10 protein-coding genes are annotated in these 18,698 nt (G+C 68.6%); 7 read left to right on the forward strand and 3 right to left on the reverse strand.

All coding sequences use genetic code 11. The annotated features are described in order from the left end of the window. The first annotated feature begins 14 nt into the window (after window positions 1–14). The 7 genes from ACKY0W_RS21080 (at window position 15) to ACKY0W_RS21110 (ending at window position 14,495) form a co-directional block, all read left to right on the forward strand. Window positions 15–1,397: an FAD-binding protein gene (locus tag ACKY0W_RS21080; RefSeq protein WP_409435664.1), complete on the forward strand. Its 1,383-nt coding sequence runs from the start codon at window positions 15–17 to the stop codon at window positions 1,395–1,397. After that, window positions 1,398–2,162 carry a decaprenylphospho-beta-D-erythro-pentofuranosid-2-ulose 2-reductase gene (locus ACKY0W_RS21085; RefSeq protein ID WP_409435665.1) on the forward strand — a complete coding sequence of 255 codons (765 nt, stop codon included), beginning with the start codon at window positions 1,398–1,400 and terminating at the stop codon, window positions 2,160–2,162. It abuts the gene before it with no gap. Window positions 2,163–2,343: 181 nt separating this feature from the next. Continuing rightward, window positions 2,344–4,161, forward strand: a complete 1,818-nt coding sequence (locus ACKY0W_RS21090; RefSeq protein WP_409437878.1) for a galactan 5-O-arabinofuranosyltransferase — start codon at window positions 2,344–2,346, stop codon at window positions 4,159–4,161. Between the two features lie 28 nt (window positions 4,162–4,189). Continuing rightward, window positions 4,190–7,450, forward strand: a complete 3,261-nt coding sequence (locus ACKY0W_RS21095; RefSeq protein ID WP_409437879.1) for an arabinosyltransferase domain-containing protein — start codon at window positions 4,190–4,192, stop codon at window positions 7,448–7,450. A gap of 116 nt (window positions 7,451–7,566) precedes the next feature. Beyond that, on the forward strand, window positions 7,567–7,896 hold the full coding sequence (locus ACKY0W_RS21100; RefSeq protein WP_409435666.1) for a hypothetical protein: 330 nt from the start codon (window positions 7,567–7,569) through the stop codon (window positions 7,894–7,896). Between the two features lie 135 nt (window positions 7,897–8,031). After that, complete coding sequence (locus tag ACKY0W_RS21105; protein ID WP_409435667.1) at window positions 8,032–11,310, forward strand: arabinosyltransferase domain-containing protein; 3,279 nt, start codon at window positions 8,032–8,034, stop codon at window positions 11,308–11,310. Then, complete coding sequence (locus ACKY0W_RS21110) at window positions 11,307–14,495, forward strand: arabinosyltransferase domain-containing protein (protein WP_409435668.1); 3,189 nt, start codon at window positions 11,307–11,309, stop codon at window positions 14,493–14,495. The genes ACKY0W_RS21105 and ACKY0W_RS21110 overlap by 4 nt, the downstream gene beginning before the upstream one ends. An 82-nt stretch (window positions 14,496–14,577) precedes the next feature. Here the strand turns inward: ACKY0W_RS21110 and ACKY0W_RS21115 are convergent, their stop codons facing one another. From ACKY0W_RS21115 to ACKY0W_RS21125, 3 genes are all read right to left on the reverse strand, one after another. Further along, window positions 14,578–15,459 (reverse strand): DUF559 domain-containing protein, encoded by an 882-nt coding sequence (locus ACKY0W_RS21115; protein ID WP_409435669.1) that lies wholly within the window; start codon window positions 15,457–15,459, stop codon window positions 14,578–14,580. A 39-nt stretch (window positions 15,460–15,498) separates the two neighbouring features. Continuing rightward, a complete protein-coding gene (locus ACKY0W_RS21120) occupies window positions 15,499–16,995 on the reverse strand; it encodes an MFS transporter (protein ID WP_409435670.1) in 1,497 nt (498 codons plus the stop codon). A gap of 212 nt (window positions 16,996–17,207) precedes the next feature. Then, a complete protein-coding gene (locus ACKY0W_RS21125) occupies window positions 17,208–18,500 on the reverse strand; it encodes a PE-PPE domain-containing protein (protein WP_409435671.1) in 1,293 nt (430 codons plus the stop codon). Window positions 18,501–18,698: the final 198 nt, after the last annotated feature.

Here is an 18,698-nt window from a genome sequence, read left to right on the forward strand (position 1 = left end):
TACCCTCATGTGCGATGTTGAGCACCGAGTTGCAGACCACAACGCGCCGCCTCACCGGCTGGGGCCGCACCGCGCCGAGCGTGGCGCAGGTGTTGTCGACCCCGGATGTCGAAATCATCGCCAAGGCGGTGGCTCGCTCGGCCGACGACGGAAGTCGCGGCGTGATCGCCCGCGGCCTGGGCCGTTCTTATGGCGACAACGCCCAAAACGGCGGCGGTCTGGTGATCGATATGACCGCGCTGAACCGGATCCACTCGATCTCCGCTGACCGCGGTCTCGTCGACGTCGACGGTGGGGTGAGCCTGGATCAGTTGATGAAGGCGGCATTGCCCTTCGGGTTGTGGGTGCCGGTGCTGCCCGGGACGCGCCAGGTCACCATCGGTGGGGCGATCGCCTGCGACATCCACGGCAAGAACCACCACAGTGAGGGCAGCTTCGGCAACCACGTGGTGTCCATGGAGCTGCTCACCGCCGACGGTTCGGTGCGCCAGCTGACTCCCGACGGCCCCGAGGCTGCCTTGTTCTGGGCCACCGTCGGCGGCAACGGCCTGACCGGGATCATCCTGCGCGCCACGATTGCCATGACGCCGACCGAGACGGCGTACTTCATCAACGACGGCGACAACACCGCCACTCTTGATGAGACCATCGCCTTTCACAGCGACGGCAGCGAAGCCAACTACACCTATTCCAGTGCGTGGTTCGACGCGATCAGCCCGCTGCCCAAACTGGGCCGCGCCACCATCACCCGCGGGCGCCTGGCCCTGCGCGACGAGCTGCCGGCCAAGCTGGCCCGCAATCCACTGAAGTTCGACGCACCGCAGTTGATGACGGTGCCCGACATCTTCCCCAACGGGTTGATGAACAAGTTGAGCCTGAGCGCCATCGGCGAGCTGTACTACCGCCGCGGCGGCCACTATCGCGGCAAGGTGCAGAACCTGACGCAGTTCTATCACCCGCTCGATCTGCTGGGTGAGTGGAACCGCGGCTACGGTCCGGCCGGCTTCGCCCAGTACCAGTTCCTGGTGCCCACCGAGGCCGTCGAGGAGTTCAAGAGCATCATCATCGACATCCAGGCCAGCGGGCACTACTCGGCGCTCAACGTGTTCAAGCTGTTCGGACCGGGGAATGAAGCGCCGCTGAGCTTCCCGATGCCCGGCTGGAACGTGTGCCTGGACTTCCCGATGAAACCCGGCGTCAACGAGCTGCTCAACTCCCTCGACCGCCGGGTGCTGGAGTTCGGCGGCCGGCTCTACACCGCCAAGGACTCCCGCACCACCGCGGAGAATTTCCACGCCATGTACCCGCGTATCGACGAGTGGATCGCGGTGCGACGCAAGGTCGATCCCGACGGGATCTTCGCCTCCGATATGGCCCGACGTTTGGAGCTGCTCTAGATGGTGTTCGACGCGACCGGTAATCCCCAGTCGATTCTGCTGCTGGGCGGCACGTCCGAGATCGGTTTGGCGATCTGTGCGCGCTATCTGCGCAACGCCTCGGCCGGCGTGGTGCTGGCCTGCCTGCCCGGTGACCCCGGCCGCGACGGCGCCGTGGCGGCGATGGAGGCGGCCGGCGCCAAGTCGGTGCGGATCGTCGACTTCGACGCGCTGGACACCGCAAGCCACCCGGCGATGATCGACTCCGCGTTCTCGGACGGCGATATAGATGTGGCGATCGTGGCGTTCGGCATGGACGCCGACGCTGAGGAGCTCTGGCACAACCAGGCCAAGGCGGTGCAGGTCGCCGGGATCAACTACACCGCAGCGGTTTCGGTGGGCGTGTTGCTTGCAGGCAAGATGGGCGCCCAGGGCTTCGGGCAGATCATCGCGATGAGCTCGGTGGCCGGTGAGCGGGTTCGCCGGACCAACTTCGTCTACGGCTCCACCAAGGCCGGGCTCGACGGCTTCTATCTCGGCCTGGGCGAGGCGCTTCGCGAAGACGGGGTGCGGGTGCTGGTGATCCGGCCCGGCCAGGTGCGCACCCGGTTCTCCGCGCACGTCAAGGAAGCCCCGTTGACCGTCGATAAGGAAGACGTCGCCGAACTGGCGGTGGCCGCGGCCGCCAAGGGCAAGGAGATCGTCTGGGCGCCAGGGGCGTTCCGCTACGTCATGATGGTGCTTCGGCACGTCCCGCGGGCGATCTTCCGCCGGCTGCCGATCTAGCCGATGAGCCGCGCCGGTCTCGTGCGTCACACACGTCACGCGGGGGAAGGCTGCGGTGCGTTGCCCGGCTTTGAGCGACAACGGTTGTCGCTCAAAGCCGGGCAATCGACATATATCTGTTTCCTGGTAACAGTTGGGACTAGTGGTGACCGTGCGTAATGCGCTGAACACGGTGGCCCAGATGATGCTGGCCGCCGCGCTGGCCGTCGTCGTCGCGGTGGTCGCGCTGATGGCGATCGCCCGGGTGCAGTGGCCCGCGTATCCGTCATCGAACCAACTGCATGCGCTGACCACCGTCGGGCAGGTCTGCTGCCTGGCCGGGCTGGCCGCGGCCGCCGTGCTGTGGCGACGCGGCCGGCAGGCGCTGGGCTGGCTGGCCGCGGTGGTGTTCACCAGCGCGTTCTCGGTGGTCACGCTGGCGATGCCGCTGGGGGCCACCAAGCTCTACCTGTTCGGGATCTCGGTGGACCAGCAGTTCCGCACCGAATACCTGACCCGGCTGACCGACAGTCCCGCATTGGCCGACATGACCTACCTCGGGCTGCCGCCGTTCTACCCGCCGGGCTGGTTCTGGCTCGGCGGGCGGGCCGCGGCCTGGACCGGCCTGCCGGCCTGGGAGATGTACAAGCCGTGGGCCATCACCTCGATCGCCGTGGCGGTCGCGGTAGCGCTGGTGCTGTGGAACAAGCTGATCCGCTTCGAGTACGCACTGCTGGTCACCATCGCCGGGGCCGCGGTGACGCTGGCCTACAGCTCCCCGGAGCCCTATGCGGCGATGATCACCGTGCTGCTGCCCCCGGTGCTGATCCTGACCTGGTCGGGCCTGCGTGCCGGCCAGCGCGGCGGCGGCTGGGGTGCGGTCATCGGCGCCGGCATCTTCCTCGGCTTCGCCGCGACCTTCTACACCTTGCTGGTGGCTTACACCGCGTTCACCGTGATCCTGATGGCCCTGGTGGCAGCTGTCGCCCGGAGAAGTCTCGGCCCGCTGGGGCGGCTGGCGGTGATCGGCGTGATCGCCGTTGCCATCGCGTCGATCACCTGGACGCCCTACCTGCGGCGGGCGCTGTACCGCCCGCCCGGCGAGTCCCGCAGCGCCTTCCACTACCTGCCGGGCGACGGCGCGGAGCTGAGCTTCCCGATGCTGCAGTTCACGCTGCTCGGCGCGCTGTGTCTGCTGGGCACGGTGTGGCTGGTGGCGCGGGCCACCAAGTCAACCCGTGCCGGGGCGCTGGCCGTCGGCGTCGTCGGCGTGTACCTGTGGTCGCTGCTGTCGATGCTGTCGACCCTGGCCCTCACCACCCTGCTGAGCTTCCGGCTCCAGCCGACGCTGACGGTGCTGCTGGCCACCGCCGGAGTGTTCGGCTTCGTCGAGGGCGCCCAGGCGCTCGGCCGGGCCGCGCAGGGCTGGCACACCATCGTGTACCCGGTCGCGACCGCGGTGGGGCTGGCCGGGGCGCTCGCGTTCAGCCAGGACATCCCCGAGGTGCTGCGGCCCGACATCACCGTCGCCTACACCGACACCGACGGCCACGGCGACCGCGGCGACCGGCGCGCTCCGGGCGCCGCGAAGTACTACGAGGCCGTCGACGCAGCCATCACGCGGGCCACCGGCAAGGCTCGCAACGAGACGGTGGTGCTCACCGCCGACTACAGCTTCCTGTCCTACTACCCCTACTGGGGCTTCCAGGGGCTGACGCCGCACTACGCCAACCCGCTGGCACAGTTCTCCGCGCGCGCCGCCGCGATCGAGGCCTGGTCCAAGCTCGAGACCTCGGAGCAGTTCACCCGCGCACTCGACGACTTGGCATGGCCGGCGCCGACGGTGTTTCTGATGCGCCCCGGCGCCGGAGACACCTACACGCTGCGGCTGGCCAAGGACGTTTACCCCAACCATCCCAACGTCCGGCGCTACGCCGTAGAGCTCGATGCGGCCCTGTTCGCCGGGCCGCAATTCCACGTGCAGAAGATCGGCCCGTTCGTGCTTGCCATCCGCACCTGACGGACGCCATCGGCCGCACCGATAGCATCTGTCCGTGACCGATACGCGCGCCGACTTCCGGATCGCTCGGGCCGTCGCCGTCGTCGCCGGCGTGCTGGGCACCCTACTGGCGATCCTCACCCCGCTATTGCCGGTCAAACAGACCACTGCCGAACTCAACTGGCCGCAGAACGGTGTCCTGGCCAGTGTGCAGGCACCACTGATCGGCTACGTCGCCACCGACCTGGACATCAGCGTGCCGTGCCAGGCCGCGGCGGGCCTCACCCCCGCCAAGTCGGTGCTGCTGTCCACGGTGCCCAAACAGGCCCCCAAGGCCGTCGACCGCGGACTGCTCATCGAACTCGTCAACGACGACCTGGTTCTGGTGGTGCGCAACGTGCCGGTGGTGGTGGCGCCGCTGTCCCAGGTACTCGGCCCGGACTGCCAGAAGCTGACCTTCACCGCACACGCCGACCGGGTCACCGCCGAGTTCGTCGGCCTCAAATACGGACCGCACGCCGAGAAGCCCGGCTCCCCGCTGACCGGGACCCGCAGCGGATACGACTTCCGCCCGCAGATCGTCGGGGTCTACACCGACCTGGCCGGCCCGGCACCGGCCGGCCTGGACTTCACCGCCACCGTCGACACCCGGTTCTCCAGCGCACCCACCCCGCTCAAGCTGGCCGCGATGATCCTCGGGGTAACGCTGACGATCGTCGCGCTGATCGCCCTGCACATCCTGGACACCGCCGACGGCACCCGGCACCGGCGCTTCCTGCCGGCCCGCTGGTGGTCGGCCTCACCGCTGGACGCGCTGGTCACGCTGGTGCTGGTCTGGTGGCACTTCGTCGGCGCCAACACCAGCGACGACGGCTACATCCTGACCATGGCCCGGATCTCCGAGCACGCCGGCTATATGGCCAACTTCTACCGCTGGTTCGGTACGCCGGAGGCGCCGTTCGGCTGGTACTACGACCTGCTGGCGGTGTGGTCGCAGGTGTCCACCACCAGCATCTGGATGCGGCTGCCCACCCTGGGCATGGCGCTGGCCTGCTGGTGGCTGATCAGCCGCGAGGTGATCCCTCGCCTGGGCCACGCCGTCAAACACAGCCGGGCGGCGGCCTGGACCGCGGCCGGCATGTTCCTGGCCTTCTGGCTGCCGCTGAACAACGGCCTGCGCCCCGAGCCGATCATCGCGCTGGGCATCCTGGCGACCTGGTGCTCGGTGGAGCGGGCGGTGGCCACCAGCCGGCTGCTGCCGCTGGCGATCGCCTGCATCATCGGCGCGATGACGCTGTTCTCCGGCCCGACCGGGATCGCGTCGATCGGTGCGCTGTTGGTGGCGATCGGGCCGCTGCGCACCATCTTGCATCGGCGCTCCAAGCAGTTCGGGCTGACGCCGTTACTGGCGCCGATCGCCGCGGCGGTCAGCATCACCGCGATCGTGATCTTCCGCGACCAGACCCTGGCCGGCGAGATCGAAGCCAGCACGCTGAAGTCCGCGGTCGGGCCCAGCCTGGCCTGGTTCGAGGAGCACGTCCGCTACGAACGGCTGTTCCTGGCCACCCCCGACGGCTCGGTGGCGCGCCGATTCCCGGTGCTGGCACTGGGCGTCGCGCTGGCGGTCTCGGTGGCGATGGCGCTGCGCAAGGGCCGGATTCCCGGCACCGCGGCCGGACCCAGCCGGCGCATCATCGGGATCACCATCATCTCGTTCATCGCGATGATGTTCACGCCCACCAAGTGGACGCATCACTTCGGTGTGTTCGCCGGCCTGGCCGGGTCGGTGGGGGCGCTGGCCGCCGTCGCGGTGGGTGCCGCGGCCATGCACTCCCGGCGCAACCGGACACTGTTCACCGCGGTGGTCCTGTTCATCACCGCGCTGTCGTTCGCCAGCGTCAACGGCTGGTGGTACGTCTCCAACTTCGGGGTGCCGTGGTCGAACGCCTTCCCCAAGTGGCACCTGGCGTTCGCGACCATGGGTGTGGCACTGACGGTAGTGGCGGCGCTGGTGGCGGCCTGGTTCCACTTCGTCAATGGCGCCGAGCGGCCGCCGCGCTGGACGGCGCTGTCCGGCTACCCGCTGGCCATCGCCTCCTGGGTGCTGATCGTGTTCGAGGTGGTGTCGCTGACCGCCTCGATGCTCGGCCAATACCCGGCCTGGACGGTGGGCCGCTCCAACCTGGCCGCGATTCCGGTGCTGGGTTCCGGCAGGACCTGCGGACTGGCCGACGACGTGCTGGTGGAGCAGGACCCCACCGCCGGGATGCTCACCCCGATCGATGCTCCGGTCGCTGACGCCCTCGGCGCGACGTTCTCGGTCGGGTTCACCCCCAACGGGATTCCCGCCGACGTCTCGGCCGACCAGGTGATCGGCCCGCCCGGGCTGGGCCGGCTGGCCGACGACGACGCACAGACCGCCGGGGGCGAGGCCGGTACCGAAGGTGGCACCACTGCTGCCGAGGGTGTGAACGGCTCTCGAGCCCGGCTGCCCTACAAGCTGGACCCGGCCCGGGTGCCGGTGCTGGGCAGCTGGCGCCCCGGCATTCAGGTCCCCGCGCTGCTGCGTTCGGCCTGGTACCGGCTGCCCGCCGACCGGGCCAACGCCGGGCCGCTGCTGGTGGTGACGGCCGCGGGCCGCTTCGACCGCGGCGAGGTCACTGCGCAGTGGGCCACCGAGTCCGGCGCCGCGAACGATAAGCCCGGCGGTTCAGCGAGCCTCGACGAAGGAGAGGCGAAGCTGGGACCGTCGCATAAAGCCAGCGGCACCGTGGAGTTCGGTGACATCGGCGCGGTCCCGGCATGGCGCAACCTGCGCGCGCCGATGTCGGCGATCCCGCCTGAGGCCACCCGTATCCGGTTGGTGGTCCGCGACGACGACCTGGCCCCGCAGCACTGGATCGCGGTGACGCCGCCGCGGGTGCCGCAGCTGCGCACCCTGCAGGAAGCGGTCGGCTCCTCGGATCCGGTACTGCTGGACTGGCTGGTAGGCCTGGCGTTCCCCTGCCAGCGGCCGTTCGGTCACCAGAACGGGGTGACCGAAGTGCCGAAATGGCGGATCCTGCCGGACCGGTTCGGCGCCGAGGCGAACTCCCCGGTGATGGACAACAACGGTGGCGGTCCCTTGGGCATCACCGAGCTGCTGGTGCGCGCGACCACGGTGCCCAGTTATCTGAACCACGACTGGTTCCGCGACTGGGGTGCCCTGCAGCAGTTGACGCCGTACTACCCGGCGGCCACACCGGCGCAGCTGGATCTGGGGACCGCCGTGCGTTCCGGGCTGTGGAGCCCGGCGCCGTTGCGGCACTGATTTCCGTCACGCGTCTCACTCGCCCCACCCGTCACCGGACTGGAGGGATGTGGCAGTTGCCCGCCTTTGAGCGACAACTGCCGGCCGTGTCGGACCGCGGTGCCAGGGTTCGCCGCATGACGAACCGGAGATCATTGCGCGGCATCGAGCTGCGTTACGTACTGACCCACTATCTGCTGCATCACGGGACGCGCAGCATCGGCGAACTGGCCGCGGAGCTGGACTCCCGGGGCTTCGGCGTCCCGGGGCGGCCATCGAAGGCGATCTCGGATGCCCTGCGCTGGGAGCGTGGACGCGGCCGGGCGTTCCGGCGCGGCCGGGGCCGCTACGGGCCCGCGTCGATGCCGCGCAGCACCGAGTACCGGATTCACCAGCGGGTGATGGCGCTGCGCGCTCAGGCCGCGGGCTTTGCGCCCGGCCATCCCCAGCCCCCGTCCCCAACCTGACATAACGCACCCTGTCGCTCGTAGGCGGGCAACAAGCACATATGTCCCGCTCGCGGGATGGGCGATGTCGCGGTTCCGAGACGGGCGGGACGGGGTCCGCCGAGGCGCCCGCCCCGTCGCATAGCATCAGGGCTCGTGTCCTCCACCTACGACCAGCCCAAGCAGCGTTATCGGATCGCACGGCTGATCGCGGTGGTGGCCGGCGTCACCGGCGTGCTGCTGTGCGGCATCACCCCGTTGCTCCCGGTCAAACAGACCACCGCCACCATCGCCTGGCCGCAGGGGCTCAACGTCGACGGCCACGTCAGCGACGTCACCGCTCCCCTGGTGTCCGGTGCGCCACGCAGCCTGGACATCACGATTCCCTGCTCGGCGATAGCCACCCTGGGCGAAAAGGGCGGCCTGGTGCTCTCGACCGTGCCAGCCGGCGGCGTCGACGCCACCGCGCACGGCCTGTTCGTGCGGGCCAACAAGACGGCAGTGTTCGCCGCCTACCGCGACCACGTGGCCGCGGCTGCCCCCCGCGCCAAGATCGCCGACTGCAGCCAACTGCACCTATGGGCCAACGCCGGCGAGGTCGGCGCGGATTTCGTCGGGATCCCCGGCGCTGCCGGCACCCTGCCGCCGGAGAACAAACCGCAGGTCGGCGGCGTCTTCACCGAACTGGAGATCGGCCCGCAGCCCGGCCTGAGCGCCCGCATCGACGTCGACACCCGGTTCATCACCGCACCCACCCCGCTCAAGACCGCGGTCATGGCGCTGGGGGTGCTGGCAGCACTGGCGTCAATCCTGGCGCTGGCGGTCCTGGACCGCCGCCAAACTCACCGCACCCCGCGCAGCTGGCGGCACTGGCTGCGGGCCAACCCGATCACCTGGCTGGCCGACCTCGGCGTACTGGCCGCCCTGGCGCTGTGGCACGTCATCGGCGCCATCTCCAGCGACGACGGCTACAACCTCACGATGGCCCGCAACGTCGCGCACGCCGGCTACGTGGCCAACTACTACCGATTCTTCGGCGCCACCGAGGCCCCATTCGACTGGTACCCGTCGCTGCTCGGCCAGCTGAGCACGATCAGCACGGCCGGGGTGTGGATGCGCCTGCCCGCCACACTGGCCGGCATGGCCTGCTGGCTGATCATCAGCCGCCGGATCCTGCCCCGGCTGGGCCGGCTGTCCGGCAACCGGGTGGCGGTGTTCACCGCCGCGGCCATGTTCGCGGCGGCCTGGCTGCCGTTCAACAACGGCCTGCGCCCCGAGCCCCTGATCGCGCTGGGCACTCTGCTGGTCTGGGTGCTGGTGGAACGCACCATCGCCACCCGCCGACTGGTGCCCACCGCGCTGGCGATCGTGGTGGCGGTCTTCACCGTCACGCTGGCTCCGCACGGACTGATCGCACTGGCCCCGCTGCTGACCGGCTCCCGGGCCATCGAGGCGGTGATCCGCAAGCGGCGGGCCACCGACGGCCTGCTCGCACCGCTGGCCGTGCTGGCCGCAGCCGCATCGGTGATCGCCGTGGTGGTCTGCCGGTCTCAGACCCTGGCCGCGGTCGCCGAATCGGCCCGGATCAAGTACGTAGTCGGCCCGACCATCGCCTGGTACCAGGAGTTCCTGCGGTACTACTTCCTGACCGTCGAGGAGAACGTCGACGCCTCGCTGACCCGCAGGTTCGCCGTGCTGGTGCTGCTCTTCTGCATGTTCGCCATGCTGGTGGTGTTGCTGCGGCGCGGCCGGATCAACGGGGTGGCCAGCGGCCCGGCCTGGCGGCTTATCGGGTCGACCGCGGTGGGCCTGTTGCTGCTGACGTTCACCCCCACCAAGTGGGCGGTGCAGTTCGGCGGGTTCGCCGGGCTGGCCGGTGCGCTGGCCGCGCTCACCGCGTTCACCTTCGCCCGGGTCGGGCTGCACAGCCGACGCAACATGACCCTGTACGTGACCGCGCTGCTGTTCCTGGTGGCCGTGGCGACCTCCGGGGTGAACGGCTGGTTCTACGTCGGCGGCTACGGGGTGCCGTGGTTCGACATCCCGCCGGTGATCGCCAGCCGCCCGGTGACGTCGATGTTCCTGGCTGCGTCCATCGCCACCGGCCTGCTGGCCGGCTGGCAGCACTTCCGGCTGGACTACACCGGGCACACCGAGGTGACTCCCAACCGGCGTAACCGGATTCTGGCCTCCACCCCGCTGCTGATCGTCGCGAGCCTGATGGTGCTGCTGATGGTCGGCTCGATGGCCAAGGCCGCCGCTGGGCGCTACCCCGCCTACACCACCGCCAAGGCCAACGCCGACGCCATCACGTCCGGCCTGGCCGGTTGTGCCATGGCCGACGACGTGTTGGCCGAACCCGACGTCAACGCGGGTCTGCTGCAGCCGGTGCCAGGCCAGAAATACACCGAGCTCGGCCCGCTCGGCGGTTCCGACCCGTACGGCTTCGACCCCAACGCCGTCGACGAGGACCTCACCTCGCTGGCCGTGATCGCCAAGCCCGGGGTGCCCAACGCGGACGCCTCCCCGAACAAGCCCAGCGCCAACCAGAGCGACGCGGCGGGCACCGCCGGCGGCAAGATCCCCGACGACGCCCCCGACGGGGTGAACGGTTCCCGGGTGGCACTGCCGTTCGGCCTGGACCCGGCCGTCACCCCGGTGCTCGGCTCCTACAAGGAACAGGTGGCCGCGCACGCCACCTCGGTCTGGTACCGACTGCCCGAACCCGACCGCACCGCCACCCGGGCCCCGATTGTCGTGGTCACCGCCGCGGGAGCCATCTGGTCGCACGGCGAGGACGGCAAGCTCGACTACGGCCAGCCACTGAACCTGGAGTGGGGCACCAGCAACCCCGACGGCACGTTCAAGGCGCTCGGGCAGACCGAACCGATCGACATCGGGCCGCAGAACTCCTGGCGCAACCTGCGTTTCCCGCTGGCCTGGGCGCCGCCGGGCACCGACGTGGTGCGCATCGTGGCCAACGACCCGAACCTGTCCACCGAGCAGTGGATCGCCTTCACCCCGCCGCGGGTGCCGGTGGTCAAGACCATCACCGAGTTGATGGGCTCGCAGACCCCGGTGCTGATGGACATCGCCGTCGCGGCGAACTTCCCGTGCCAGCGGCCGTTCGCCGAGCACCTGGGCATCGCCGAGTTGCCGGAGTACCGGATCATGCCCGATCACAAGCAGACCGCGGCGTCGTCCAACCTGTGGCAGTCCGCCGAGGACGGTGGACCGTTCATGATCACCCAGGCCATGCTGTGGACCACCACCCTCCCGACCTACCTGCGCAATGACTGGTATCGCGACTGGGGTGCGGTCGAGGCCTATCACCGCCTGATCCCCGCCAAGGACGCGCCCGACGCCGTCATCGAGCAGGGCACCGTCACTGTTACCGGCTGGAGCCGGTCCGGACCGATTCGAGCACTGCCATGACGCCGCCTCTGACCGACCGTGACCTCAAACTGACCCGTTGGGTGGCCGTCGTCGCCGGCCTCGTGGGCTTCCTGCTGTCGGTGGCCACTCCGCTGCTGCCGGTGGTGCAGACCACCGCCACGCTGAACTGGCCCCAGCACGGCGAGCTGGGCAGCGTGACCGCCCCCCTGATCTCGCAGACCCCGATCTCGATGTCGGTGAAGGCGCCGTGCGCGCTGGTGCGCCAGTTGCCCGCCGAGGGCGGCACGCTGCTGGCCACCGCGCCGGCCAAGGGCAAGGACGCCGCGCTCAACGGGCTGTTCATCACCGTCACCGAGAAGCGGGTGGACGTCACCGACCGCAATGTGGTGCTGGCCACCGCACCGCGGGCCAAGGTGGAAGGGCCTGGCTGTACCGACATCGAGGTCACGTCGTCGCACGCCGGAACGTTCGCCACCATCGGCGGGATCACCCAGCGCTACGGCTGGCCCGACCCGAACCTTCGCCCGCAGATCGTCGGCGTGTTCACCGACCTGGCCGGTCCCGCCCCGACAGGCCTGGAGCTGACCGCCGACATCGACACCCGGTTCTCCACCAAGCCGACCCCCTTGAAGCGGGCCGCGATCTATGTGGCCATCCTGGCCACCGTGATCGCGGTGCTGGCGCTGTGGCGCCTGGACCGGCTCGACGGCCACCGGATGCACCGGCTGATCCCGAGCCGTTGGCGGTTCTTCTCACTGGCCGACGTGGCGGTGGTGTTCGGGTTCCTGCTCTGGTACGTGATCGGCGCGAACTCCTCCGACGACGGCTACATCCTGGGGATGGCCCGGGTGGCCGACCACGCCGGCTATATGAGCAACTACTTCCGTTGGTTCGGCAGCCCGGAGGACCCGTTCGGCTGGTACTACAACCTGCTGGCACTGATGACGCACGTGTCCGACGCCAGCATCTGGATCCGGCTGCCGGACCTGGTCGCCGGGCTGGTGTGCTGGCTGCTGCTGAGCCGCGAGGTGCTGCCCCGGTTCGGTCCAGCGGTGGCGGCCAGCAAGCCCGCGCTGTGGGCGGCCGGCCTGGTGCTGCTGGCGGCATGGATGCCGTTCAACAACGGCCTGCGCCCCGAGGGGATCATCGCGGTCGGTGCGCTGATCACCTACGTGCTGGTGGAGCGGGCGATCATCTCCAGCCGGTTGACCCCGGCGGCACTGGCGATCATCTGTGCGGCCTTCACCCTGGGTATTCAGCCCACCGGCCTGATCGCGGTGGCCGCGCTGCTGGCCGGTGGCCGGCCGCTGCTGCGGATCCTGGTGCGTCGCCACCGCATTCACGGCACCTGGCCGCTGGTGGCACCGCTGCTGGCCGCCGGTGCGGTGATCCTGACCGTCGTCTTTTCCGACCAGACCATCCGCACCGTGCTGGAAGCCACCCGGGTTCGCACCGCGATCGGCCCCAGCCAGGCCTGGTACACCGAGAACCTGCGCTACTACTACCTGATCCTGCCGACCGTCGACGGCTCGCTGTCGCGGCGGTTCGGTTTCCTGATCTGCGCGCTGTGCCTGTTCACGGCGATGTTCATCATGTTGCGCCGCAAGCGCGTTCCCGGTGTCGCCAGCGGCCCGGTATGGCGGCTGATGGGCGTGATCCTGGCGACCATGTTCTCGCTGATGTTCGCGCCCACCAAGTGGGTGCACCACTTCGGGCTGTTCGCCGCGGTGGCCGGGGCGATGGCGGCGTTGACCACGGTGCTGGTATCTCGACAAGTGGTGCGCTGGTCGAGAAACCGGATGGCCTTCGCGGCGGCGGTGCTGTTCATCCTGGCGTTGTGTTTCGCCACCACCAACGGCTGGTGGTACGTCTCCAGCTACGGCGTACCGTTCAACGCCGACATGCCGCGCATCGGCGGAATCACCGTCAGCACAATCCTGTTCGCCATGTTCGCCGTGGCAGCCGGTTGGGCGGCCTGGCTGCACTTCGCACCGCGTGATCGCGGCGAGGGCCGGGTAGCCCGGGCACTGACCGCCGCTCCCATTCCGGTGGCGGCCGGCTTCATGGTGTGCGTGTTCGTCGCCTCGATGGTGGCCGGGGTCATTCGCGAGTACCCGACCTACTCCAACGGCCTGGCCAATGTGCGGGCGTTCGTGGGTGGCTGCGGGCTGGCCGACAACGTGCTCGTGGAGCCGGACCCCAACGACGGGGCGCTGACACCTCTATCGCCCGGCCCCGACGGCTGGGGCGATCTGGGACCGCTGGGCGGGGTGGACCCGGTCGGCTTCACCGCCAGCGGGGTACCGGAGAAGGTGGTCGCCGAGGCGCTGCGGATGCCGATCACCCAGCCTGGCACCGACTACGACTGGGATGCCCCGAAGAAGCTGAAGACGGCCGGAATCAACGGCTCGACCGTCCCGCTGCCCTACGGCCTGGACCCGGCCCGGATTCCGTTGGCGGGCAGCTACAGCACCGACGGGCAGCAGGAGTCCAAGCTGACGTCGGCGTGGTACGCGCTGCCCCCGGCTGATGACGGCCACCCACTGGTGGCCGTGACCGCCGCAGGCACCATCGCCGGCAACAGCGTGCTGAAGGGTTACACCACCGGCCAGGACGTGCAGCTGGAGTACGGCGTGCCCGGCCCCGACGGCGCGCCCGTGGCCGCCGGCCGGCTGGTGCCCTACGACCTGTTCGGCGAGTGGCCGAGGATGTGGCGCAACCTGCGCTACCCGCGGGCCCAGATTCCCGCCGACGCCGTCGCGGTACGCATTGTGGCCGTGGACAAGTCGCTGAACCCGCGGGACTGGATCGCGTTCACCCCGCCGCGACTGCCCGAGGTGAAGACAATCCAGGAGTACATCGGCTCCGACAAGCCGGTGCTGCTGGACTGGGCGGTGGGCCTGGCCTTCCCGTGCCAGCACCCGATGCTGCACGCCAACGGCGTCACCGAGGTGCCTCAGTACCGGATCACCCCGGACTACAACGCCAAGAAGCAGGACACCGACACCTGGCAGGACGGGGTCAACGGCGGGCTGCTGGGCATCTCCGACATGCTGCTGCGCGCACATGTGATGGCCACCTACCTGAACTACGACTGGGGCCGGGACTGGGGCTCGTTGCGCCAGTTCGACGTGATCACGCCGGCAACGCCCGCGGAGTTGGACCTGGGCAGCGCCACACGTTCGGGCTGGTGGTCACCGGGCCAGATCCGGATCAAGGCGTAATTTTTATCCGCGAGCGTGCAGAGTTGTCCGGCATTTCCCCAGGTGAGGGTGGACAACTCTGCACGCTCACAAAGAGTAGGGGTCAGGCCACCCGGTCCAGCTGAAACCTGATCCGTCGCAGCAACTCGTAGGGCCGGTGCCGCACATCGTCGACGATCACGGCCAGCACCACCCAGCCCGCCTCCTGCAGTGCAGCCCGTCTGACCCGGTCGTAACGCAACGCACCCACTCCGCTGTGCCACTCCAGACCGTCGTATTCGACCGCGACCCGGTACGCTGGCCAGGCGAAATCCACTCGCCAGGTCCGGAAATTGCGGTCGACGATCTCGTACTGAAGCTCCGGCGCGGGTAGGCCGCCGTCGATCATCACCAGCCGCGTCTCGCTCTCCATCGGTGACTCGGCGCGCGGGTCGGCCAGCGGCAGGAGGTCACGCACCGTGACGATCTCGCGCCGGCCGGCCTGGCGCTCCGCGGCCGCCCACAGCTCCCGTTCAGTGCAGGTGCCACTGCGCAACGCGGCGTCGAGGGTGGCCAGCGCACGCGGTCGCCATAGGCTGCGAGCCGTCTCGATCGCAGTCCAGGCCGGGGCGGTGGCGAGCCTCCCGTCGACCTCCACCAGCGGGGCGCCCTCCCGGCGGTGCACCACCAGGCCGTCGACCGGCCGGAGCTGTCTGCCTTCAGGATTCAGCACATGCAGCTCCTGGGGGCATTCCACGTCGAAGCCGTGGGTGGCGGCTGCGGTGGCCAGACAGGTCGAGACTCGACTTCCGGTCAGCAGGTCCAGGCCGCGCAGCCGCAACTCGGCGTCGGGTTCTCCGGCACCGTAGATTCCGTGCCAAAGTTGTTGCAGCTGTCCGTGTTTGACTGCGTCACGAAGCGCGCGCCGACTCAGATGGTTGAGGGCCTGGCCGCAGGTGACGACGCCGCCCTGGTGTGCCAACAGCTCGCGGAGGTCGGGGTTCATGGGCGCCTATCGTCGGCGCCGGCACCCCATCCCGCCCAGTCACCCTGCCGCGGCGCTGTGGATAATCCCTGCTCCTTCGCCCACCGTGCAGATTTGTCCGCCCCGACCTGGGGAAACACCGGACAGTTGTGCACGCTCGCGGGAGAGGGACGCCAAGTCCCGCAGCTCGCGTTCGAGTTCGCCCTGCACTCCGGGGATGCCGGTACCGCGCAGTGAGCACCCGAGGGTCTCCGGCAGGAACCGCAGGGCGACCAATCCGATCACCGCGGCGAGCACCAGGTATGCCGCCGGAAAAAGCTGCCAGCCGGTGCGTTCGATGACCGAGTCGGCCAACACCGGCGCGGTGCCGCCGAAGACCGCGACGGCCGCGTTGTCGGCGATCGCGAATCCCGCATAGCGCACCTGGGTGGGGAACATGGCCGGAAATGTCGCCGCCACGGTTGCCAGCGGCCCAGCGAACAGCACACTGAGCACCGTGAATCCCACCAGCGCGCAGGTGAATCCCTGGCCCATGAGCCAGTACATCGGCAGCGCCAACACGACGAACCCGATCAGGGAGCCGCGCCACAGCGGTTTTCGACCGATCCGATCCGACCAGGCGCCCGCGAACGGGATGCAGGCCATCATGGCCAGCTCCCCGACCAACACCACCGCCGTCCTGCTGCGTTCGTCCAGGCCGGCCGAGGCGTGCAGGTAGGTCGGTTGATAGGTCACCAGGGTGTAGTCGATGATGTTCAGCGCGACCAGCAGCGCGAGCGTGACCAAGATCGGTCGGGTGTAGTTGGTCAGCAGGTCGACCAGCCGGTCCCAGGCCGATCCATTGATCGCATCGCAGGCGACGCACTCGGTGAACACCGGAGTCTCGGGCATCCGACTGCGCAGCACCAGCCCCAGCGCACCCAGCGGCAGGGCAAGCAGGAACGGGATGCGCCAGCCCCAGGCCGCCATCTGCTCGTGGCTGAGCATCGCCTCCAGCGCCAGGACGACGGCGCTGCCGAGGACGAAGCCGCCGACGGCACCGAACTCCAGGAAGCTGCCGTACGTCCCCCGCTTGTCATCGGGTGCGCTCTCAGCCATGAACGTTGCGGCGCCGCCGTATTCGCCACCAGTGGAGAAGCCCTGCACCACACGCAGGGCGATCAACAGGCCTGGCGCCCACCACCCCGCGCTGGCATAGGTGGGCAGCACGCCGATCAACGTCGTCGCCACCGCGATCAGCAGAATTGTCGCGACCAGGACCGACTTCCGTCCGAACCGGTCTCCGATCGGGCCCCAGATCATGCCTCCCAGCGGCCGCAGCACGAAAGAGACCGCGAAGCCGAGCATGGTTCCGAGATTGCCCAGCGTGTCCGGAAAGAACGCCTCAGTCAGATACGTCGCGACCACCGCGTAAACGCCGTAGTCATACCATTCGGTAGCGTTGCCGATGGCTGATGCAGCAATTGCTTTGCGCAGCAGCCTTTTACGGCCATCTGGGACACTTCGCGGTTTTCGTACGACCGGCGCCGACGGCCTCGCCGGCAGCAGTAGACTCATCGCGCCTCGCCGCTAGGGCACACGTCGTCTCCCCCGTCATGCCTCCGACGGTTCGCACGGCGATCCGGGCAGCCGGAATCACGTTCCGGCCCCGCATGATTGGAACCTCGGCGGCTAGCCCATCATGGGATCGCCTGGGGTAAACGATAATTGGTTTGCAACAGAAGTGACTGGTGTTGCGGAAGCGTTACGCAACACTTACCCGCCCGAGACTAGGAAGCAGCTTCCCAGTAAGCAGGATCCAGGTATTGACCGACCAGCGACTCCCACATCATGTTGGTCAGGCCGTTGAGCATTTCGTCCACCGTCGGGTTGTCGCCGGCAGCGACGCCCACACCGGCCATAGCTGCGAGCAGTCCGTCCAGTGCGGGGTTGTCGAGCATGTCCACTTCTACGTAGGTCTGGGGGTCGAACAGGTCGTTGACGAAAGCGCCCCAGCCGGTCATCGTCGCTTCAACCAACGCGGTGCTGACCTCGTTCCAGTCGAGGTTCGGCATGTCCTCCGTCGCCATGTTCGGGACATCCGCCGGGCCATCGTTCCACCCGTGATCGATGTTGCCGTAACCCAGGTTCACCAGGATGCGCATGACCGGTTCCAGCAGGTCATAGATGGGCTTGCCGGTGATCGGGACGAACAGCAGCGGGTACAGCAGCGGAAGGTACTCGCTGGGGATCACGTAGGAGTTGATCATGCTGTCCGGGCTGGACTCCAGCAGGACGGCGTCCGCGATCTGCTCGGGGGTCAAGCCAAGGTACGCAATGTGCTGGATGGCCATGCCCATGATTGCATTCAGGCTGGACAGCGGGTTGAGGAAGTATTTCGGGAAGTCGGCGTAGCCGTCGTACTCCAAGGTGTAGATGTCGGTGGGGTACAGATCATTCGGAGTCGGGTTGCCCAGTGTCACGCCCTGTTCCGCGAGATTGGCGGTGATGCCCGGCATGTCCGAGAATCCGACCAGCAGACCGCCATTCGGGTTCGCCGAGTCACCGATCAACACGAAATGCACCGCCGAACTCGGTACGCCGGCCTCGTCGAGCTGCTGCATGGCCAGTGTGGTGAGGGCGGCGCTCTGCGAGTAACCGAAGACCGTCACCGGGTGGTCCTCGTCCACCTTGCCTTCATCGAGCAGGGTCAGCACTCGGTCGGTCAGCGCCGTCGCGCCCTTGGCCATGGACTCGTCCAGTAAGTAGGCCTCCTGAGGAGTGGTCAGCACCTCGAGCTGGCCGGCGAACCCGTGCGGCTGCAGAAAGAGGTCATTAACGGTTTCGGCGTAATGCTCACTCGGAGTCGGGATCATGCTGGGACCCATGATCAGCGCGACGCCGGAGTTGGCGAGCGAGCCACCCTCGGCAGCCGACAGCAGCACTCCGGCATGGTCGGGCGGCGAAGTCAGCGATGTGAGCTGGGGAGCACCGGCGATACCGGCCGCCAAGACGGCGGCGGCCAGCGCAGTTCGCAGGCCTTGCTCGCAGTGACTGGACCGTGCCGCGACTGCATCAAACATCCAGAGTTCCTCGCCAGATTCTCGAGGCCGCCCATGAGTGGGCGTTGCCGAACCTGGATGATTTCAATCACACTCTGTTATGTCAAATTAAGGTTCACTAATCCGGAAAACGTCCCCACCAGGACCAAGCTGCTCTCACCCTGAGAACGCAGGCGACCTAATGTTCCCGCACCCTGAGCCAGGACTTAGCGGCGGTGC

This window comes from Mycobacterium sp. SMC-14 (assembly GCF_046250075.1).
GTDB lineage: Bacteria > Actinomycetota > Actinomycetes > Mycobacteriales > Mycobacteriaceae > Mycobacterium.